Below are 21,364 nucleotides of genomic sequence, written 5' to 3' on the forward strand. Positions count from 1 at the left end.
AACCGGTTTTTCAGCTTAGATCGCCCCAGAGTTGCGCAAGTGTTGGATCTGTTCGCTGCTGTAGCCCAGGCTCGCCAGGACTTCTGTCGAATGCTCGCCGAGCTCGGGGCCGACCCAGTCCGCGGAGCCGGGCGTCTCAGAGAGTTTCGGCACGATGCCGGGCATCTTGAAGGGCTTGCCGTCGGGCAGTTTGGCCTGGAGGAACATTTCCCGAGCGAGGAACTGCGGGTCGTGGAACATGTCCTCGGCGCTGAAGATGCGGCTCGCCGGGACGTCAGCCTGATTCAGCTGCTGCAGTACCTGGTCCAGGGGCAGGGAGGCCACCCAGCGGTCGATCACGCCATAGAGTTCATCGCGGCGGGTATCGCGTCCGTCGTTGCTGGCCAGGGCGGGATCGTTGGCCAGGTCGTCGCGGCCGATAAGCAGCATGAAGCGCTTGAAGATCGCATCGCCGTTGGCGCCGATCTGCACATGCTTGCCATCGGCGCTGGTGTGGATCGAAGACGGGGTGATGCCGGGCATGATGTTGCCGCTGCGCTCGCGGATAAAACCGAACACATCGAACTCCGGAACCATGCTTTCCATCATGGCGAAGATCGCCTCGTACAGCGCCACGTCCACCACTTGCCCCTGGCCGCCGTTGACCTCGCGATGACGCAGGGCCATCAGCGCGCCGATCACGCCCCACAGGGCCGCGATGGAGTCGCCAATGGAAATCCCGGTGCGTACCGGCGGACGATCCTCGAAGCCGGTGATATAGCGCAGGCCGCCCATGGATTCGCCCACGGCGCCGAAGCCCGGCTGGTCCTTCATCGGGCCGGTCTGGCCGAAGCCCGACAGGCGCACCATCACCAGTTTGGGGTTGAGGGCGTGCAGCACGTCCCAGCCCAGGCCGAGCTTTTCCAGGACCCCGGGGCGGAAGTTTTCGATCAGGATGTCGGCTTCGGCCAGCAGTTGCTTGAGCACCGCCAGGCCTTCGGGATGCTTGAGGTTCAGGGTCAGGGATTTCTTGTTGCGGGCCTGGACGAACCACCACAGCGAAGTGCCTTCATACAGCTTGCGCCACTTGCGCAGCGGATCGCCGCCGTCCGGAGACTCGACCTTGATCACCTCGGCACCGAACTCGGCGCAGATACGCGAGGCGAAGGGGCCGGCGATCAGGGTGCCGAGTTCGATCACTTTCAATCCGGCGAGGGGCTTGCTGAGGCTGTTCATGGGGCATCCGCTGGGCAGGAAAATCCGCCTAGCCTAGACCATTGGTTGCCATTAAGGCAGCGCTGGACGGTTGCCTTCATTCATTATTTGCAGGTCGATGGCGGGATAATTGTGCTTCTCATTCTCTGGGGTGGCGGGTTTAATGGCGCCTTTCATGAGAAGGGCGGTTGCAAATCCTTCGATCTGGTCTATGCCCCGTGACAGGTTCGATGTTTTGTTCCGAGCTGGTCGATAGAAAACTATTGTTACAAATACCCCTTTAAAAAATTACATGTGATGAATTGAAAGTCTTACATGTGATGCTCTAGTCTGTGCGCCATGGAAAACAAATCCTCAGCCCATTACCAACGTTTATTCCGCCAGCGCCTGCGTGATCAGGGCTTGGTGAAAAAGGAAGTCTGGATACTGCCCGAGAACGCCCAGGCGTTGCTGGCGGTTGAACGCAAACTGCGTCAGCCCTCCGAGGGGCTGGCTCCTGTGGAAAAGGATGGAGAAATGAGCATGCCGCAGATCTGGAATGCCCGATCGCTGTGCCAGGCCCTGATGGCCACCGAGTTGTTCAGCAGCGGCGAAGCCAGCGTTGAACTGCTTGAAGGCGCCGAACCGAGCTTGCACGTGACCATGCGCGAATACGGCGACCTGCCGCTGTTCGTCGCCCTGTCCGGCGAGCAGATCCTGGTCGAAGCCCTGCTCTGGCCGCAAAGCGAAGTCACCGATGTGCAAGCCTTCAATGAAGAAGTGCTGCTCAGCCGCCAGTTGTTCCCTCTGTCGAGCATCGGTCTGGAAACCGGCTTGGGCGGCGAGCGCTTCTACATGATGTTCGGTGCGCTCAGCGCCACCTCGATCCTCTCCAACGTGCTTTACGAGATCGAAACCCTGGCCAGCAACGTGATCAGGGCTACCGAGGCCTATGAAGGCTACCTGAAGGCTCAGGCCTGACCTGGAGGAATGCACATGAACGTATGGAGCAAGTTGCTTACCGCCCTGCGCGGTGGCGCCAATGAGGCGGGCGAAGCCATGGTGGACAGCCAGGCCCTGAGGATTCTGGATCAGGAAATCCGCGACGCCGACCAGGAACTGCGCAAGTCCAAGGAAGCCCTGGCCGAGATCATGGCCCGGCAGAAACTCGCCGCCGAGCGCGCCAACGGCAGCGCGGCGAAGATCGCCGAGTATGAAAGCTACGCCCTCAAGGCCCTGGAGGCGGGTAATGAAAATCTTGCCCAGGAAGTGGCGCAGAAGATCGCCAATCTGGAAAATGACCTGGCGGTCGAGCGCGAGCAGGCCGATGGCTTTGCCGCCAGCGTGGCCCAGTTGCGCAAGGCCGTGACCCAGGCTGAAGGCAATATCAAACATCTGAAACAACAGGTGGATACCGTCAAGGCCACCGAGAGCGTGCAAAAGGCTCAGCAGGCCGTGGCCCAGCGCTACGGCGGCTCGCAGAGCAAGCTGCACACCGCGGTGGAGTCCCTGGAGCGGATCAAGCAGAAGCAGGCCGAGCGTGCGGCGAAGATGGAAGCCGCAGCGGAGCTGGCCAGCACCAGCACCCCCGACGATGCCCTGGACGCCAAGTTGCGCGAGGCCGGGATCGTCGCCGGCAGCACCAGCGCCGACAGCGTGCTGGCGCGCCTCAAGGACCGCAACAAGTCCTGATTCATCGTTGTGTTGTAGGGGCGGGGCCGATGGGCCTTGCCCGGCTTTTTCAGGGATAGGAAAGCAATGGAAATCTTCCTGCAGACAGTGTTGTCGTTCCCCACAGTGCTGTTCAGCTTCATGCTCTGCCTGGCGGTGATCTACTGGGCCGTGGTGGCCATGGGCATGCTCGAGGTCGATCTGCTGGACTTCGAGGCTGATTCGCTGCTCGAAGGCGCCCATGCCACTGAAGGCCTGGCCGGGCTGCTGATCAAGTTCAAGCTCAACGGGGTGCCGGTCACCCTGGTGCTGACCCTGCTGATGTTCTTCAGCTGGTTCCTGACCTATTTCGCCGAACTCTACGTCCTCAGCCACCTGCCCCTGGGTTGGCTGCGCTATCCCCTGGGCCTGTTGCTGGCTGTGGTTGCGCTGTTTCTGGCGGCCCCCATCAGCGCGGCCATCTGCCGTCCGCTGCGTCCGCTGTTTCACAAGATGGAAGCCACCAGCAGCCAGTCGGTGCTGGGGCAGACCGCCGTGGTACGCAGCGGCAGAGTCACCCTGGAACACGGCGAAGCCGTGCTCGAGAACGGCGGCGCGGGCCTGATCCTGCGTGTGCGTGCCGATGAGGCGCGAGCTTTCAAACGCGGCGATCGCGTCGTGTTACTGGAGTATCTGGAGGCGCAACACGCCTATCGGGTCATTACCGAGGACGAGTTTCGCGGCCTCTGAGCCCGGGCTTCCTCAGAATCAAAGGAGATTGATTGCATGAATTTACCGTCGCTGCTGCCCATCCTGCTCGGGATCGGCCTCGTCGTTCTGGTGGTCTTCGGCCTGCTGGCCCTGTTCAAGGCCTTCTATATCAAGGTCCCCCAAGGCACGGCGCTGATCGTCAACGACATGTCCTCGACGCCCAAGGTGCACTTCACCGGCGCCCTGGTGTACCCGGTCATCCACCTCAAGGAGTTCATGCGGATCTCGCTGATCACCCTGGAAGTCGACCGTCGGGCCAAGGATGGTCTGATCTGCCGCGACAACATGCGCGCCGACATCACCGTGGCTTTCTACCTGCGGGTCAATGAAACCCAGGAAGACGTGCTCAAGGTGGCCAAGGCCATCGGTGTCGACCGTGCCTCCGACCGCGCCGCGGTCAACGAGCTGTTCAACGCCAAGTTCTCCGAAGCGCTGAAGACCGTGGGCAAGCAGTTCGACTTCGTCCAGTTGTTCGAGAACCGCCAGGACTTCCGCGACCGCATCATCGAGATCATCGGCAACGACCTCAACGGCTACGTGCTGGAAGACGTGGCCATCGACTACCTGGAGCAGACCGCCAAGCACTCTCTGGACCCGAGCAACATCCTCGACGCCGAAGGTATCCGCAAGATCACCGAGCTGACCGCGGCGCAGAACGTCATCACCAACGAACTGGAGCGCAACCAGGAACTGGCGATCCAGAAGAAAAACGTCGAGACCCGCGAAGCCTCGCTGTCCCTCGAACGCCAGCAGGCCGACGCCGAAGCGCGGCAGAAGCGCGAGATCGAAACCATCCGCGCCCGCGAGGAAGCCGAGACCGCCAAGGTCAAGGAAGAAGAGCGCCTGAAGGCCGAGCAAGCACGCATTCAGTCGCAGCAGGAAATCGACGTGCGCACCGAGAACCATCAGCGCGAAGTCGAAGTGGCCCAGCAGAACCGTCAGCGTGCGGTGGTCATCGAAGTGGAGAAAGTCACCCGCGCCAAGGACCTGGAAGTAGTGGCCCGTGAGCGTGAAGTGGAACTGCAGCGCATCGAGAAAGAAAAGGCTCTGGAAGAGCAGCGCAAGAACATCGCCACCGTGATTCGTGAGCGGGTAGCGGTCGAGAAGACCGTGGCCCAGGAAGAAGAGCGGATCAAGGAAGTGCGCGAAATTTCCGAAGCCGAACGCGCCAAGCAAGTGGTGGTGATCCAGGCCCAGGCCGAAGCCGAGCAGGATCTGGTGCGTCAGGTCAAACAGGCCGAAGCCGACGAGACTCGTTCCAAGCACAAGGCCGTGGAGATCAACAACCTGGCCCAGGCCGAACTGGAAGCGGCGGCCAAACAGGCCGAAGCCAAGAAGCGCCTGGCCGAAGGCCTGGAAGCCGAGCGCGCCGCGCCTGGTCTGGCCGATGCCCGCGTGCTGGAAATCACCGCAGCGGCCCAGGAAAAAGAAGGCCTGGCTCAAGCCCGCGTACGCACCGAGCAGCTGATTGCCGAAGCTCGCGGCGAGCAGGAAAAAGGCCTGGCCGACGCCCGCGTCATGGAAGCCCAGGCGGCTGCCAAAGAGAAGGACGGCCTGGCGGAAGCCAAGGTCATGGAAGAGAAACTCGGTGCTCAAGCCCGTGGCGAAGAGCAACTGGGCGCGGCCAAGGCCAAGGCCACCAAGGACCTGGGTTCGGCCGAAGCCGAAGTGCTGCTGCAGCGTCTGAACGCCGAAGCCGAAGGCCTGGGCAAGAAGTTCGGTGCCCTGGATTCCCTCAGCGACAGCGCTCGCCAGCACGAAGAGTTCCGCATGCAACTGGAGAAGAACTTCGAGGAAGCGATGGCCGCCATCGCCGCCAACAAGGACATCGCCAAGGACCAGGCCGAAGTGCTGTCCGCCGCCCTCAGCAAGGCCAAGATCGAAATCGTCGGCGGCGAAGGCGACTTCTTCAATTCCTTCGCCAAATCGCTGTCGGTGGGCAAGGCCATCGAGGGCGTGGTGGGCAAGAGCCCGGTGGTCCAGGACGTCCTGGCACGCCTGCTCAATGGCAAGGGTGCCCCGGCCGTTGCCGCTGAACTGGCCGCCGCTGCCGTCTCGCGCAAGGCCGACGCGCCGTCTGCCGAAGCCTGACCCACACCTGACACACCTGTAGCCGCTGCCGAAGGCTGCGACCGACTCCGTAGGAGGCGCAGCCCTTGAGGGCCTTCGGGCCCTCAAGCACGCACCCAGCCCGCGGCAGCGGCTACCGGCCTAGTGTCGGGTACTGGGCTCCAGGTTTGAGGAGCCCGCTTTTTTTGCACACCGCCGTAGATCCAGGAAGGCCACGATGTCGGACGCTCAAGTCGCAACTCCCCCGCAGGACGTATTGGACAAGGCCGTCGCCGAAGGCGGCGCCTATGAGGTGCTGCACAAGCGCCTGCTGGACCAGGGCCAGCGCCTGCGGGCCACCACCGACGACCTCAACCAGAGGCGTCTCGACGAGTTCGGCAACAGCCGCATGGAAGTGGTCGGGCGGGTGCGCATCCGTACCGAGAACAATTGCATCGCCCGGGACATCGTCCAGGTCGGCGACTGCCTGTTGTTCGGCTACAACGTGTTTATCGGCCTGAAGAAGGAAACCAGCGTCGCCGACGTGTTTTCCCTCTACCGGCTGGTGGAAGAGGGCGAAGGCTACGAAGCCGAGCCCGTGCCCCTGGAAGGCAGCTTCCTGGCGGCCCAGGGCTTCCTCAATGATTTCAACGAGCTCTACACCTATTACAAGAACACCCGCCTGCTGCAACTGGCGATCCGTGACGGCAAGCTGCTGGCGAGTTTCCAGATTGGCGAGCGCGTCACCGATGTGCGGGTGTTCCGCTGGTCGATCTCGGTGGACGGACGGGATGTCCGTTACATCGACAACCGCGGCGAGCGGGATATCGCCCTGCCGGCGCCCTTCGATTTCGAATGGAAGAAGGCCACCCGCGAGATGGTGGTCGAAGGCCGCTTCCCGCACCTGAACATCCTCGACACGGTGTTCGTCGAAACCATCGGCGGCGACCTGACCATCAAGGTCGAGAACAACACCGAGTCGGGTCTGGGCATCTACCGCGAAGAGGTGCTGGACAAGACCCAGTCCCTGGACGACTCGCAGATCGAATTCGCCCGCCTGGGCAGCCTGATCCTGCTCAAGGTCCTGCCGTACCGCGAAGAGCAGTGGCGCTACCTGGTGTTCAACAGCCTGACTCGCCAGGTGGAGCGCATCGACGCCATCGGCCTGGCCTGCGTGCAGTTGCCGGAAGACCACGGGATCATCTTCCCCGGCGGTTACTACCTGCAAAGCGGCGAGTACAAGACCTTCGAACAGTCAATGGAAGGCATGCGCTTCAAGCGCTCGGTGCGCTCGCCCAACGGTGAAGATGTGCAGTACATCTTCTACCACCCGGAGCAGGGCCGCTCGGTGCTGCTGACCTACAACATGATCAACCGCCAGTTGCAGAACCCGCTGTTCGGCCACGGCTACGCACGCCTGGAAGACGGGCGCATGGTGATCTTCGCCGCCGAGGGCGAAGAGCCGACCCGGGTGCATCCGATGCAGATCTGGCAGACGCCGTTCTTCACCGAGGAATACGCCGCGCGGCAACCGACCCGCAGCGGTTTCCTGGGGCGCATCGGCAATGCCGAACTGGTGCGCAGCGTCTCCGATCTCTATGACCTGTGCCGCGAGATCGACACCCCGGCGGTGTCGGTGCAGCGCTATTCGTTGCTGTGCCAGAACACCCGGCGCCTGTTCGACGTGTACCACTGGTTGGGCAGTGCCGAACTTGACGGGTTGGCGCCGCTGCTGCGTGAGGTGGCTTCCACGTCGGAGCTGGTGCTCGACGAATACGAGAAAGTCGAAAGCATCCGCCGCCAGTCGGACCAGGCCATGGTGGCCGCCGAGGCCAAGCAGAAAACCCTGCTCGACAGCCTGCTGGTGGACAGTTGGGATCAGGTGCAGAGCTTTGTCGATGCCCTTAACGGCATCACCGCCCAGCGCGGTCTGCTGCTGACCATTCGCGACTACCGCTATATCGACGTGGCGCGCATCGACGCCATGGAAGCCGATTTGCTCAAGGCCCAGGAGCGCACCGCCGCCGGCACCGCGACCTTCCTCGCCAGCGATCAGGCCCTGCAGCCCTTCGTCACTCAGCTGGAAACCCTCGACGCCCAGGCGCAGAAAGCCGAAACCGTGGCCCAGCTCAGCGAGCCCCTGGGCGCTCTGCAAGCCATGGCTGGCGACCTGGACATGCTGTCGAGCCTGATGGCCTCGCTGCAGATCGACGACGCCACCCAGCGCACCCGGATCATCGAATCCATCTCGCAGATCTACGCTCGCCTGAACCAGGCCAAGGCCCGCGCCGAACAGCGGCGCAAGGGCATGGGCTCGACCGAAACCGTGGCCCAGTTCGGGGCCCAGTTCAAACTCTTCAGCCAGGGCATCACCAACGCCCTGGCCCAGGCCCAGGACCCCGAGCGTTGCGACGAGCAGCTGTCGCGGCTGCTGGTGCAGCTTGAGGAACTGGAAAGCCGTTTCGGTGATCACGAACAGTTCCTCGGCGACATCCTCGGCAAGCGCGAGGAGTTGCTGGAAACCTTCGAGGCCCACAAGCAATCGCTGCTCGACGAGCGCCAGCGCAAGGCCCAGGGCCTGCTGGACGCGGCGCGGCGGATTCTCGACAGCCTCGGCCGGCGCACCGCAAAGTTCACCCAGGCCGAGGAGCTCAATGCGTTCTTCGCCGCCGACCCGCTGATCCTCAAGCTGCGGGAGCTGGCCGAGCGCCTGCGCGAGCTCAAGGACAGCGTCAAGGCTGACGACGTCGAGTCGCGTCTCAAGGGCGCCCGGGATCAGGCCGTACGGGCGCTGCGCGACAAGACCGAGCTGTTCGAAGAGGGCGGCAACGTCATCAAGCTGGGGCCGCGCCACCGTTTCAGCGTCAACACCCAGGAGCTGGACCTGACCCTGATGCCCCGGGGCGACGAACTGCACCTGCACCTCACCGGCACGGATTTCCTCGAACCTCTGCGCGACCCCGAGCTGGAAGCCCTGCGCGACTTCTGGCAGGTGGCCCTGGAGTCGGAATCGGCCCAGCTGTACCGCGCCGAGTACCTGGCCGGGCAAGTGCTGGACGCTGCCGACCGGGGCGTGGAAGGGCTGAGCCTGGAAAGCCTGAAACCCTTGCTGGCGCAGCCTGAGGAATTGGCGCGGGTGATCCGCGACTTCGCCGCGCCGCGCTACAAGGAAGGCTACGAAAAGGGCATTCACGATCACGATGCGGCGGCGATCCTGTTGCAACTGCTACCGCTGCGCGACAGCGCCGGCCTGCTGCGCTTCGGCGCGGCGGCGCGGGCCTTCGCCACGCTGTTCTGGGGCCGCCAGCAGCACCAGCCGCAACCGCAGCAATGGGTCGAGCGGGCGCGCACCAGCCGGCATATTCAGCAGCTGTTCGGGCGTCGTGAAGGCTTGCTGCAGTTGCAGGAGGAAATCCTCGCGGCACTGAGTGACTGGCATCAGCAGCACGCCTTCACCCTGGCCGCCGAGCTGTTGCCGGAGGCCGCCGAGTACCTGGTTCAGGAACTGGCTGCAGAACGCATCGAATTCACCTTCAGCAAATACGCCAAGCAACTGCAGGAAGCCCTGACCCTGCGTCTGCAGGGCGCGCGGATGTGGGACGACTACCAGCAGGCCCTGGCGCGGCTGGTGGAGCGGCCTGCTGCACAGTGGGCATTGACCGAGAACTGGCTCTCGGCCCTGTGCGCCGAGGGCGAGTTCGTCGAGTGGGCCGACTACGTGCCCGAGGCGGTGGCCCTGTCGCTGCTGCGGGAAGACTTTGCCAAACGCATCACTGAAGTCGACCTGCGGTTCAAGGTCGACAACCTGATGGGCGAACACCCGCGCATTCACGAGCGCAGTCTGTCACTCACCGTGGATGGTTTCTTTGCCCGCCTGCGGGCCCACCGCGAACAGTTCCTGCCCGGCCTGCAGCGCTACCAGGCGCTGCGCCAGGGCATCATCAGTCGTGAACGCTCGGCCCTGCGCCTGAGCGAATTCAAGCCGCGGCCGCTGAGCTCGTTCGTGCGCAACAAGCTGATCAACGATGTGTACCTGGGCTTTATCGGCGACAACCTGGCCAAGCAGATGGGCACCGTGGGCGAGAACAAGCGCACCGACCTGATGGGCCTGTTAATGCTGATTTCGCCACCGGGCTACGGCAAGACCACCCTGATGGAATATGTCGCCCACCGCCTGGGCCTGATCTTCATGAAGATCAACGGCCCGGCCCTGGGTCACCAGGTGCGTTCCCTGGACCCGGCCCAGGCACCGGACGCTACTTCGCGCCAGGAACTGGAGAAACTCAACCTGGCCCTGGAGATGGGCAACAACGTGATGCTCTATGTCGACGACATCCAGCACACCCACCCGGAATTCCTGCAGAAATTCATCTCGCTGTGCGACGGCACCCGGCGCGTCGAAGGCGTGTGGAAAGGCCGCACCAAGACCTACGACATGCGCGGCAAGAAGTTCTGCGTGGTGATGTCGGGCAACCCGTACACCGAGTCCGGCGAGGTGTTCAAGATCCCTGACATGCTGGCCAACCGGGCCGACATCTATAACCTCGGCGATACCTTGGGTGGCATGCAGGAAGCCTTCGCCCTGAGTTACATCGAGAACGGCCTGACTTCCAACCCGGTGCTGGCGCCGCTGGCCACCCGCGACATGGCCGACGTCTACCGCTTCGTCGCCAAGGCCGAGGGCAAGGCCTTCTCCAGCAACGAACTGAGCCACAGCTACAGCGGCGCCGAGATCAACGAAATCACCACCACCCTGCAACGCCTGATGCAAGTGCGCGACGTGGTGCTGCGGGTCAACCAGCAGTACATCGCCAGCGCCGCGCAGGCCGACCAGTACCGCAGCGAGCCACCGTTCAAGCTGCAGGGCAGCTACCGCAACATGAACAAGATGGCCGAGAAGATCTCGGCGGTGATGAACGATGCCGAGCTCCTGCAACTCTTGGCCGACCACTACCAGGGCGAATCCCAGTTGCTGACCACCGGCGCCGAGGAAAACCTGCTCAAGCTCGCCGAACTGCGCGGTAACCAGACCCCGGAGCAGAGCGAACGCTGGACCCAGATCAAGCGCGACTTCGTGCGTAACCGCTCCATGGGCGGCAGCGACAGCGATGTCGGCACCCGGGTCGTGGCCCAGCTCAACGATCTGGTGGAAGGCGTACGCGGCCTGGCCCGGCCCGCACAGCAGCATGACCTGCGCGCGGTGCTGGAAAACCTCTCCGAGCACCTGGAGAACAGCTTCCTGCCGCTGATCAAGGTCATGCACAAGAAGATCGACGTCGATCTGCACAGCCACCAGCGCATCGGCGACATCGCCACGCGTGTGGACGAACTGAGCCGCATGCTCAGCCACGGCGATGTGCCCACCCTCAAGGACTCCCAATAGTAGGAGCCGGCTTGCCGGCGAACAGCCAAGGATCACAACATGGATTTTGCCCACCTGGACCAGCAGCTGCGCGACAGCCTGCAGGACCTGAAACTGAGCAACGAAGAGCGGGACGAGCTGCGCCAACTGGGCAGCGAACTCAGTGCCGATCAAGTGCGTTACCTGCGCAATCGGGCTTTCGATCTGGTACGGGAACTGAGCCTGGCGGACAGCGCCAATGTGCTGCCGGCGTTGAAATGGCTGGAGCAGGTGGTCAAGACCCTGGACGCCAACAGCGCCCCGGTGCGCGACATGGCCAGCGCCCACTTCAGCCCCGGTGAAGACTGCCGACGCAAGATCCGCGACCTGTGCCGCCAGGCCCGGATCTCGGTGGATATCTGCGTGTTCACCATTTCCGACGATCAACTGAGCGACGAAATCCGCGCCTGCCACCAGCGCGGCGTGGCCGTGCGGGTGATCAGCGACAGTGAAAAGCAGTTCGATGTCGGCAGCGATATCGCCGTGCTACGCGAGGCCGGGGTGCCGGTGCGGATCGACGACACGCCGTTCCACATGCACCACAAGTTCGCCGTGTTTGATGGCCGAACCTTGCTCAATGGCAGCTTCAACTGGACCCGCAGCGCCACCACCGGCAACGAGGAAAACCTGCTGGTGATCGACCACCCGCAACTGGTGGTCAGTTACCTCAAGGAGTTCAACGAACTCTGGGCCCGCTACGCGCCGCGTTAAGGCGTGCCGCGGCGGGCCAGCACCCGGCCTCAGGCGGCGCTCGGCTGACTCCAGAGGCTGTCGTCGGCCAGCCTGTCGAGGAGTTTCTGGCGCAACCTATGGGCCTGTTCGGGGGCGCTCTGGCTTAGGGTTTCCAGGGCCAGGTGCAACTGCTGCAGCGGGTTTTCGCTGTTAAACAGGCTGCCCAGTTCCAGGCCGGCAATGGTTTCTTCGAAACGTTGCTGACGGATATGGTTCAGCAGCGTGGCGTGGCTCAACTGGCTGGCATAGGACAGGTTCTGTTCCAGGCGGCTCTTGAGCTCGGCGGCTTTTGCCTGCTCGTCGATGTAGAGGTAGACCAGTGCCAGCTGTGCCAGGTGGTAGTTTTTTTCCGCAGGGTCCATCGCCGTATTCTGAGCTTCGTCGTCGAGCGCTTGCACGGTCTGGTCCAGCAGTTCGATGGCTTGCCGGGTCTGTTCCAGGTCATGCAGCAATTTGGCCTGTGCTGCCTGTTTCACCGGGCGATCGGCGTATTCGATCTGGGTGTTGAGGAGCGCCACTTCCTCAAGACCGTTGCGGATCAGCTCGCTGTCGCGGCGCTGGGGCGCCAGGGCAGCCTGCACCCACAACTGGGTTTCCACGATCAGCAGGCGATGCCACGGCCATTGCTCAGCGCCACGCCAGGTCTCCAGTGTCAGCAGGGCCTGCTCCAGCAGGTGGGCGCACCAATGCGGGTGCTCCTCGAGGTAGGTGCGCCACAGAGAGAGCAGGCACCAGAGACGCTGCGAGGGCGCGACCGCGCAGGCCTGCAAGGCCGCCTCGGCCTCGGCCAGCTCATGGCGCGCGACATGCCAGTGCAACAGGCTCAGCAGCATCTCGCTGGCGTGTCTCACTGGCACCTGGGCGATCAGCGGTGCCGCCAGATCCGGGCGGCTGGCGTCCAGGATCAGCTTGAGCAGCGGTGGGTAACCGCAGTAGTCCTCGGGCTCGGGGTTCTGCGCCAGCAGTTCGAATCCGGCGTCGAATTCCCCGGCTTGTATCAGCAAGACCACAACGATGATCTGGGCCGACGCGGGCAATTGCGCGGCCATGGCCGGGAACTGCGCGTCCTGCCCCTGGGCACGGAACTCGCGCAGGGTCTGTTCCACTTCATACGGGTCCAGTTCGTCGGCCGGCTGTTTGAGCAGCAGTTGCCAGGCCAGGCCGAGGCTGATGGCGGCCTGCTCGGCCAGGCCCACACTGCGTTGCAGGGTCGCCAACTTTCGGTGCTCACTGGCACAGCCCTGGTTCAACTGCTCGACACCGAAGGTCACCAGCAAGGCGTGGGCCTGCTCAAGTTCACCGCGGGCCACCAACAGCGGGATGCGCAGCAGGGGCGCTGACGGCAGGGGCTGATGCAGGCGCTCCAACAGGCTCAGCACCGCCTGCGGGCCGTCCTTGTCGAGCAGGGTTTCGAGCAGTCGGTACAGCGCCATGGGCTGGTAGGTTTCATCGAGCTCGGCCAGGACTTCCAGGGCCTGGGCCTGGTTGCCTTGCCGGTACAGTGCGGCGGGTATCTGCAGCAGCCCCTGTTGCCGGGCTTTGCCCGTCAGGCGCTGGGCCAGTTGCAGGGCCACCTGCGGTTCGACGGCGCTCAGGTACGCCGAGCGATAGATCTGCGCCTCCTCGTCCAGGTTGATGCCCAGGCTGGTGCCCTGGTCATTGCTGCTGCCCTTGTGGGCATAGACCACCAGCAGCGAGATCACGCCGGTGATGAGCAGCAGGATGATAAACACTTCCATGATTCGGTTTTCCTTGGGGGCGAGAACTGAGCCTGGCGGACCGCGGCAATGTGCTGCCGGCATTGAAACGGCTGGAGCCGATGGTCAAGCCCTTGGACGCCAATAGCGCCCCGTTGGGGGCGCGCAAAAGGCCGCTGGGTCAGTTCGCCTGGAAGGCGCGCCAGGCCATCCCGCTGCTAAACCGCTCCAGCAGCTGTTGCTGGAGTTCGCTGGCCCGCTCGGGGGCCCGTTGCTGCAGCTCCTCCAGGGCCTGATACAGGCGTGACAGAGGCTTCTTGTCGCTGAGCAAGACGCTCAGGGTCAGGGCCTCGATGGCCTGGGCGTAACGCTGGTGCTCGATGTGATTGAGCAGCAGGTCCTCTTCCAGGTCGCGACTACCGGCCTCCAGGCTGTGCAATCGATTCTGCAGGGCCTGGGCCTGCTCTGCTTCGTCGATGCTCAGGTAGGCGCTGGCGATGTCCTCCAGGTAGAAGGTTGTGTCCATCTCATCGACCTCCGGCAGGCTGTCGCTGTCCAGCAATGCCAGGGCCTGCTCCAATAGGGTCCTGGCCTGGGCGGTCTGACCCAGGTCGTGCAGCAACGTGGTCTGCTCGCGAATGCACAGCAATTGCTGTTCGCCGTCTTGCTGCTGGTGCAGGCGGTGCAACTCCTCAAGGCTGCTGCGTACCAGCCAGCTGTCCCGGCGATGGGCCGGCAGCCGGCTTTGCAGCTGGAGCTGGGTGCGCAGGGCCTGCATGCGTATGCCGCTCCAGAACTCATGGTCATTCTTGTAACCGTCGATCTGTTGCAGCGCCTTGGCCAGCAGTGCCTCGGCCCATTGCGGCTGCGTGGCGTGGTGCTGCTCACAGAGGCTGAGCATCAGGCCGGGATGCTGGCTCGGTTCAGGTTCCAGAGTCAGCAGCAGTGCTTCGGCTTCTGCGGTCTGGCCTTGTGCTGCCAGATGGTTCAGCAGGCTCAGCAGCAGGCTGTAGCGATCCCGGTCGGGGGCTTTGTCCAGCAGACGCAGGGCGTTATCGATCGGCGGCAGGGCCAGGGTCAGGTCCATCAGTTCGCTGTACGTGGTGGAGTAGAGCGCGTCGTTGATGGGGGCCAGCAGGTTGAGGGCTGAGTCCAGCTGAGCGGCCTTGATCAGGGCGGCGACTGCCTGGGCCTGTTCTTCTGCCGGCAATGGCGCGGCCCGGGTCAGGATCGTGTCGAACTGACCCAGGGTTGTGCAGGCTTCGAACAGGCTGCGCAGCGTCGACTGGCGATGGACCTCTTCGGTTTCTTCAAACGCCGACCACGCCTGCTCAACGCTGGCCAGCGCCGCATCCTGCATCCCGGCCTGATGCTGCAGGCGCGCCAGGATCAGCAGGTTGCCGATGCTCTGGCGTTCCTGGGCGGCCGCTTGGCGCGGGTCGCTCAGTTCGCCCAGTACGGCCAGGGCCTGGTCCTGTTCGCCGCGGGCCTGAAGGATACGCACTTGCAGCAGCGGCCAGCTGGGCAGGGCTTCACCCCAGTTCTCCAGGAGTTCCAGGCAGGCTTGGGTATCGTCGGTGTCGAGCAGTGTTTCGATCAGGGTATTGAGCACGTAGTCCCGGGCGTGGGGCGGCAGTTGCTGGTAGATCGCCAGGGCCTGGGCCTTGTGTCCTGCCAGGTAGAGCTCGCTGGCCACCAGTTGCAAGGCCAGTTCCCGGGCCTCGCCGGGTAGCGTCTCTGCCAGTTTCAGCGCCAGCAGCGGCTCGGCCTTGCTCAGCAGCAGGGTCTGATTGATCTGGGCGGTGAGGTTGCTGGTCATTACCAGACCCTCGCTCTGTTCGGCGATTTTCCGGCGGGAGTACAGAATCAGTGCGATGAACACCAGTGCGATGACAAGCAGGATGACAAAGAGGGTCATGGACGTCCTTTTCTATTGAACTGCGGCTCTGGCGCGTTACGCGCCAGCCGGTTTGCGCGGGGTTATAAAGCCATGGCTACAGGCTGGCAACCGACTTTACCCAGCCAATGCGTTTCAGCGGATGTCATCCAGAGCAGGGTTGGCCCGGTCAGTGGTCGGGCAGGGCGGCAGGTTTCGGGTTAGACTTGCCGCCTTTTCGCACACTCAAGAAGCCCGCACATGGCCCAGCCGTCCACCACCTACAAATTCGAACTGAACCTGACCGACCTCGACCGCGGGGTCTATGAAAGCGTCAAGCAGACCATCGCCCGTCACCCTTCGGAAACTGAAGAGCGCATGACAGTGCGGCTGCTGGCCTACGCCTTCTGGTACAACGAGCACCTGTCGTTTGGTCGGGGTCTGTCGGATGTGGATGAACCTGCCCTGTGGGAAAAGAGCCTGGATGACCGCGTCCTGCACTGGATCGAAGTCGGCCAGCCGGACGCCGATCGCCTGACCTGGTGCTCGCGCCGCACCGAGCGCACCAGCCTGCTGGCCTACGGCAGCCTGCGGGTCTGGCAGACCCGGGTGCTGGACGCGGTGAAGAACCTGAAGAACCTCAACATCGCCGGCGTACCCCAGGACGTCCTTGAGACCCTGGCCAAGGACATGCCGCGCGTCATCAAGTGGGACGTGATGATCAGTGAAGGCACGATCTTCGTCACCGACGATCGCGGCCAGCACGAAGTGCAGCTGGAATGGCTGCTGGGTGAGCGCGGCTGATCGCCCGCTCTGCCCCTGAACGATCCACCGTCCTCCAAGAGAAGTTGCTGTTAGCCCATGCGTATCGAACCCCGTGAGTTGCCCGCCGTCCTGCCCTTTCTTGGCGATCTGCCGCCACTGCTGACCCGCCTTTATGCCGCCCGTGGTGTGCAATCGGTGGAGGAGTTGGACAAGAGCCTGGCGCGGCTGATCCCGTATCAGCAGCTCAAGGGCATCGACGCCGCGGTGGACCTGCTGGTGACCGCTCTGGACCAGCGCCAGCGCATCCTCATCGTCGGCGACTTCGATGCCGACGGCGCCACCGCCAGCACCGTGGGCGTGCTGGGCCTGCGCCTGCTGGGCGCAGCCCACGTCGATTACCTGGTGCCCAACCGCTTTGAATACGGCTACGGCCTGACCCCGGAAATCGTCGCCGTGGCCCTGCAGCGCGAGCCGCAGCTGCTGATCACCGTGGACAACGGCATCTCCAGCGTCGAAGGCGTGGCCGCGGCCAAGGCCGCAGGCTTGCAAGTGCTGGTCACCGACCACCACTTGCCCGGCCATGAACTGCCCGCGGCGGACGCCATCGTCAACCCCAACCAGCCGGGCTGCGAGTTCCCCAGCAAGGCCCTGGCCGGGGTCGGGGTGATCTTCTATGTGCTGATGGCCCTGCGTGCGCGCCTGCGCAGCCTGGGTCGCTATGAAACCCGGCCGCAGCCGAACATTGGCGAGCTGCTGGACCTGGTGGCCCTGGGCAGCGTGGCAGACGTGGTGCCCCTGGACGCCAACAACCGCATCCTGGTGCACCAGGGCCTGGAGCGGATTCGCGCCGGTCGCGCGCGGCCGGGGCTCAAGGCGATTCTCGAAGTGGCCAAGCGCGATCACTCGCGCATCACCTCCACCGACCTGGGCTTTATCCTCGGCCCGCGGCTCAACGCCGCCGGACGCCTGGACGACATGAGCCTGGGCATCGAATGCCTGCTCAGCGACGACGTTTCCGCCGCCCGGGCCATGGCCGCCCAGCTCGACGAGCTGAATCAGGACCGCAAGTCCATCGAGCAGGGCATGCAGCGCGAAGCGTTGGCCCAGCTCAAGGAGCTGCCGGTGGAATCCATGCCGTTCGGCCTGTGCATGTTCGACGCCGAGTGGCACCAGGGGGTGATCGGGATTCTCGCCTCGCGCCTGAAAGAGCGTTACCACCGCCCGACCATCGCCTTTGCCGACGCTGGCGAGGGCATGCTCAAAGGCTCGGCGCGTTCGGTGCCGGGTTTCCATATCCGCGACGCCCTGGACGCTGTGGCCGCGCGCCATCCGCAACTGATCAGCAAGTTCGGCGGCCACGCCATGGCCGCCGGCCTGTCGCTGCCGGAGCAGAACTTCCCGGCCTTTGCCGAGGCCTTCGACGAAGAGGTGCGGCGCCAGCTGCGCGAAGAAGACCTCACCGGGCGCCTGCTGTCGGACGGCACCCTGGCGGTGGAAGAGTTCCACCTGGAACTGGCCCGCGCCCTGCGCCACGCCGGTCCCTGGGGCCAGCACTTCCCCGAGCCGATGTTCCACGGCGTGTTCGAACTGCTGGAACAACGCATCGTCGGCGAGCGTCACCTGAAAGTGGTGCTGCGCAGCGAATGCGGCTCACTGAAGCTGGACGGCATCGCCTTCGGCATCGACCGCGAAGTCTGGCCCAACCCGACCATCCGCTGGGTGGAGCTGGCCTACAAGCTCGACCTCAACGAGTTCCGTGGCCAGGAAACCGTGCAGTTGATGATTGCCCATATCGAACCGCGCTAACCTGCGAAAGGGCCGCCGAGCCGTGCCCGGCGCCCTCCCGCTGCCCTCTGTAGCCGCTGTCGAGCCTATGGCGAGGCTGCGAAAAGGCCCGCAGGGCCTTGCCTGGCGATCTCCCGCCGAACCTCTGGCAGACTTCAAATCCCGCGTCTGCTGCGTCGGAGTGCCGCCCAAGCCGGTCGCAGCCTGCGGCAGCGGCTACAAGGGCCGGTGGGGCAGTTTTTTGCTCGGGCACTCTGCCAGCGACAGTGTTGTCGACTAGTCTCTAAGCACTGTCTGATTGGCCTTGTGACCTTTTGTCATTCTTCTACCCGCGGGGGCGGGCGCTTCACTTCGCAGTCACTCGTCGACCGTTCAAACAGAACCCTGGAGCCTGACCATTGATCGAGAGGTGCCCCATGAGTCTGCTGCTTGAACCCTATACCTTGCGTCAACTGACCCTGCTCAACCGCATCGCCGTGTCGCCCATGTGCCAGTACTCGTCGGTGGACGGGCTGGCCAACGACTGGCATCTGGTGCACCTGGGCAGCCGCGCCGTCGGCGGCGCCGGGTTGATCTTCACCGAGGCCACGGCGGTCACCGCCGAGGGCCGCATCACCGCCCAGGACCTGGGCCTGTGGAACGACGCGCAGATCGAACCCTTGCAGCGCATCACCCGTTTCATTACCGCCCAGGGCGCGGTGGCGGGTATCCAGCTGGCCCATGCCGGGCGCAAGGCCAGTACCCATCGGCCCTGGCTGGGCAAGTCTGGCAGCGTCAAGCCCGAGGACGGCGGTTGGGTGCCGGTGGGGCCATCGCGGATTGCCTTCGATCCGCAGCACACGCCGCCCACCCAATTGGACCAAGGGCAGATCGACGAGATCATCCAGGCTTTCGTCGCGGCCGCCAAACGCGCCCTGGAAGCTGGTTTCAAGGTGGTGGAAGTGCATGCCGCCCACGGCTACCTGCTGCACCAGTTCCTCTCGCCCCTGAGCAATCAGCGTCAGGACCTGTACGGCGGCTCGTTCGAAAATCGCATTCGCCTGGTGTTGCAAGTGACCGAGGCGGTACGAAAAGTCTGGCCCGAAGAGCTACCGCTGTTTGTGCGGGTGTCGGCCACCGATTGGGTGGAGGACGGCTGGAACCCGGACGAGACCGTCGAGCTGGCGCGGCGCCTCAAGGATCTGGGGGTGGATTTGATCGATGTGTCGTCCGGCGGCACCGCGGCCAATGCCGAGATTCCCACCGGGCCGGGTTATCAGACGCGTTTTGCCGAGCGGGTGCGCAAGGAGTCGGGCATGGCCACCGGCACCGTGGGGCTGATCACTGAGCCGGCCCAGGCCGAGCACATTCTGCGCACCTGTCAGGCGGACATCATCTTCCTCGCCCGGGAGCTGCTGCGCGATCCTTACTGGCCGCTGCATGCCGATGATGACCTGGGCGGGCGCAAGGCAATCTGGCCGGCGCAGTATCAGCGGGCGACCCACAGGGACCAGCCGATTCATGAGTCGGACTTGCGCGATTAAGGTTGTGCCGATGTAAAAAAACCGGCCCGTGTGGGCCGGTTTTTTTGTGTCTGACTGCTGGCTGCCTTCGCGGGCAAGCCCGCTCCTACGGAGGCGGTGCGATCTGTAGGAGCCGGCTTGCCGGCGAAGAGGCCCCTGGGGCGTGCCGGGGGCTGTCAGCCGATCAGGGGTATTTGCGCTTGTCCGGCGCCGGCGGGAAGTACTGGTACAGCCAGGTTTCGCTCAGGGTGCGGTCCTGGGAGCGGATGAACAGCCGCAGTTCCACCGGATCGACGCTGTCGTTGGTCGGGTACCAGTCGAAGAGGATGCGGTAGCCCTTGATCTCGTCCAGCACCAGGATGCTGAAGTCCTTGACCTCGCCGTTGGAAGCGGTGACCACCGGTTCGATGCCAGTGCCGGCGGGCAGACGATCGAGGCCGCCGCCGGTGAAGTCCACGGCAAAGCGTCGGGCCCAGACTGGCGGGTAGTGCTCGCCCGGGGCCCAGCCTTCGACGAAGCCGCCCATGCCGGAACGGGTGGCGTGGACCCGGGCCAGTGGCGTGCCTACCGGCGGCAGGGCGCTCCAGTAGAGCTTGTAGCCGTAGTTCAGGGAGTCGCCGGCGGCCACGGGTTTTTTCGGGGTCCAGAAGGCCACGATGTTGTCCATGGTTTCGCCGGTGGTGGGGATTTCCAGCAGGTCGATGCTGCCTTCGCCCCAGGCGGTGGTGGGCTCGACCCACAGGCTCGGGCGGCGGCTGTACCAGTCCACGGTGTCCTGGTAGCTGGCGAACTCGTGGTCGGTCTGCACCAGGCCGAAGCCCTTCGGGTCCTTGTCGGCGAAAGCGTTGAACTGCAGGTTGGCCGGGTTGTTCAACGGGCGGCAGATCCATTCGCCATTGCCGCGCCACATGGCCAGGCGGTCGGAGTCGTGGATCTGCGGGTGGATGGTGTCGCACATGCGCCGTTCATGGGTGCCGCAGCTGAACATGCTGGTCATCGGTGCGATGCCCAGTTGTTCGATGGCGGTACGGGCATTGATGTGGGCGTCGATCTCCATCACCACGCGCTCGGCCTGGCAGTCGATGTCGAAGCGGTAGGCGCCGGTGGCGCTTGGCGAATCCAGCAGGGCGTAGACCACGAAGCGGGTGCTGTCCTTGTCCGGGGTCTCGAACCAGAACTGGGTGAAGTCGGGGAATTCCTCACGGCGTTTGGCGTAGGTGTCGATGGCCAGGCCCCGGGCCGACAGGCCGTACTGGCCGGTGGCGTCCACTGCACGGAAATAGCTGGCGCCGAGGAAGGACACCACGTCATGCCTGTCCAGTTCCGGAGCCTTGAACAGCTTGAAGCCGGCAAAGCCCAGGTCGCCCTTGAGCTGGGCGGTGTCGACGCTGGTGTTTTGGTAGTTGAACAGCGAGGGACGGAAGTGCACTTCCCGCGCCTGGCGGGTCTTGGGGTCGACGCTGTGCATGCGCACCGGTTGCTTGAAGCCCATGCCCACATGGAAGAACTGCACATCCAGCTGGCCGTTCAGGTCATTCCACAGCGAGTGCTGGCTGTCGTACTGGATGGCGTTGAAGTTCTGCGGCGTCATCTGCGCCAGGGTCGGTGGCAGCACCTGCTTGGTGTCCACGTATCGCTGGCCGGCCAGTTGCTTGGCCTGGGCCTTGAGACGCTCGAAGTCGAATGCCTGGGCTTGGCCATCAGCGGCGCCGGCCCAGGCCCTGGCTGCCAGCAGACCGCTGGCCGAGAGGCCGGTGTAGGCCGCCAGGGCCATGGAGGCTTTGAGGAGATTCCTGCGGTGCATAGGTGAACCTTATACGGGGAAAGATCCCCAGCCGTTCCTGGCTGTATGAGGGGATCGCGAGGTGAGGTTCGGTCAAGCCATCGGCCAAACGCAACTGAATGTAAACAGACGGCGGATAGAATAAACGGTTCGCCAGGGGCAGAAAAATGATTAGCTTGT

The 21,364-nt window shown here is 63.9% G+C and carries 13 protein-coding genes; 9 read left to right on the top strand and 4 right to left on the bottom strand.

Annotation, left to right across the window (positions count from 1 at the left end; all coding sequences use genetic code 11):
• Positions 1–15 precede the first annotated feature (15 nt).
• Entirely contained in the window at positions 16–1,215 is a 1,200-nt protein-coding gene (locus LOY69_RS05460) for a CaiB/BaiF CoA transferase family protein (protein ID WP_102861311.1), read from the bottom strand.
• A 318-nt stretch (positions 1,216–1,533) separates the two neighbouring features.
• On the opposite strand from LOY69_RS05460, the gene LOY69_RS05465 reads away from it, so the two are divergent.
• The 6 genes from LOY69_RS05465 to LOY69_RS05490 all read left to right on the top strand — a co-directional run bounded on the left by LOY69_RS05465 (position 1,534) and on the right by LOY69_RS05490 (position 11,755).
• The gene (locus LOY69_RS05465) at positions 1,534–2,154 is read left to right on the top strand and encodes a YjfI family protein (protein WP_123393630.1); all 621 of its coding nucleotides are present in this window, start codon (positions 1,534–1,536) and stop codon (positions 2,152–2,154) included.
• A 15-nt stretch (positions 2,155–2,169) separates the two neighbouring features.
• Entirely contained in the window at positions 2,170–2,865 is a 696-nt protein-coding gene (locus tag LOY69_RS05470) for a PspA/IM30 family protein (protein WP_265074226.1), read from the top strand.
• 66 nt (positions 2,866–2,931) lie between these two features.
• The gene (locus LOY69_RS05475; protein WP_207167116.1) at positions 2,932–3,573 is read left to right on the top strand and encodes an OB-fold-containig protein; all 642 of its coding nucleotides are present in this window, start codon (positions 2,932–2,934) and stop codon (positions 3,571–3,573) included.
• A gap of 36 nt (positions 3,574–3,609) precedes the next feature.
• On the top strand, positions 3,610–5,685 hold the full coding sequence (locus tag LOY69_RS05480) for a flotillin family protein (protein WP_170001087.1): 2,076 nt from the start codon (positions 3,610–3,612) through the stop codon (positions 5,683–5,685).
• A gap of 196 nt (positions 5,686–5,881) precedes the next feature.
• Entirely contained in the window at positions 5,882–11,026 is a 5,145-nt protein-coding gene (locus LOY69_RS05485) for a DNA repair ATPase (protein WP_265074227.1), read from the top strand.
• 39 nt (positions 11,027–11,065) lie between these two features.
• Positions 11,066–11,755: a phospholipase D-like domain-containing protein gene (locus LOY69_RS05490; protein WP_102878510.1), complete on the top strand. Its 690-nt coding sequence runs from the start codon at positions 11,066–11,068 to the stop codon at positions 11,753–11,755.
• Positions 11,756–11,784: 29 nt separating this feature from the next.
• Here LOY69_RS05490 and LOY69_RS05495 read toward each other — a convergent pair whose 3' ends face one another.
• Positions 11,785–13,515 (bottom strand): hypothetical protein, encoded by a 1,731-nt coding sequence (locus LOY69_RS05495; protein ID WP_265074228.1) that lies wholly within the window; start codon positions 13,513–13,515, stop codon positions 11,785–11,787.
• A 139-nt stretch (positions 13,516–13,654) separates the two neighbouring features.
• Entirely contained in the window at positions 13,655–15,391 is a 1,737-nt protein-coding gene (locus LOY69_RS05500) for a hypothetical protein (RefSeq protein WP_265074229.1), read from the bottom strand.
• 219 nt (positions 15,392–15,610) lie between these two features.
• Here LOY69_RS05500 and LOY69_RS05505 point away from each other — a divergent pair, with 219 nt between their 5' ends.
• The 3 genes from LOY69_RS05505 (at position 15,611) to LOY69_RS05515 (ending at position 19,422) form a co-directional block, all read left to right on the top strand.
• Positions 15,611–16,153 carry a YaeQ family protein gene (locus LOY69_RS05505; RefSeq protein ID WP_041116152.1) on the top strand — a complete coding sequence of 181 codons (543 nt, stop codon included), beginning with the start codon at positions 15,611–15,613 and terminating at the stop codon, positions 16,151–16,153.
• 57 nt (positions 16,154–16,210) lie between these two features.
• On the top strand, positions 16,211–17,920 hold the full coding sequence (gene recJ, locus LOY69_RS05510) for a single-stranded-DNA-specific exonuclease RecJ (protein ID WP_265074230.1): 1,710 nt from the start codon (positions 16,211–16,213) through the stop codon (positions 17,918–17,920).
• Between the two features lie 395 nt (positions 17,921–18,315).
• The gene (locus tag LOY69_RS05515; protein ID WP_102878515.1) at positions 18,316–19,422 is read left to right on the top strand and encodes an NADH:flavin oxidoreductase/NADH oxidase; all 1,107 of its coding nucleotides are present in this window, start codon (positions 18,316–18,318) and stop codon (positions 19,420–19,422) included.
• A gap of 163 nt (positions 19,423–19,585) precedes the next feature.
• Here the strand turns inward: LOY69_RS05515 and LOY69_RS05520 are convergent, their stop codons facing one another.
• Positions 19,586–21,205, bottom strand: coding sequence for a glucan biosynthesis protein D (locus tag LOY69_RS05520; protein ID WP_265074231.1), 1,620 nt, complete (start codon positions 21,203–21,205; stop codon positions 19,586–19,588).
• Positions 21,206–21,364: the final 159 nt, after the last annotated feature.

Origin of the sequence: Pseudomonas sp. B21-059, from assembly GCF_026016285.1 — a bacterium.
In the GTDB taxonomy this organism is placed as follows: Bacteria; Pseudomonadota; Gammaproteobacteria; order Pseudomonadales; family Pseudomonadaceae; genus Aquipseudomonas; species Aquipseudomonas danubii.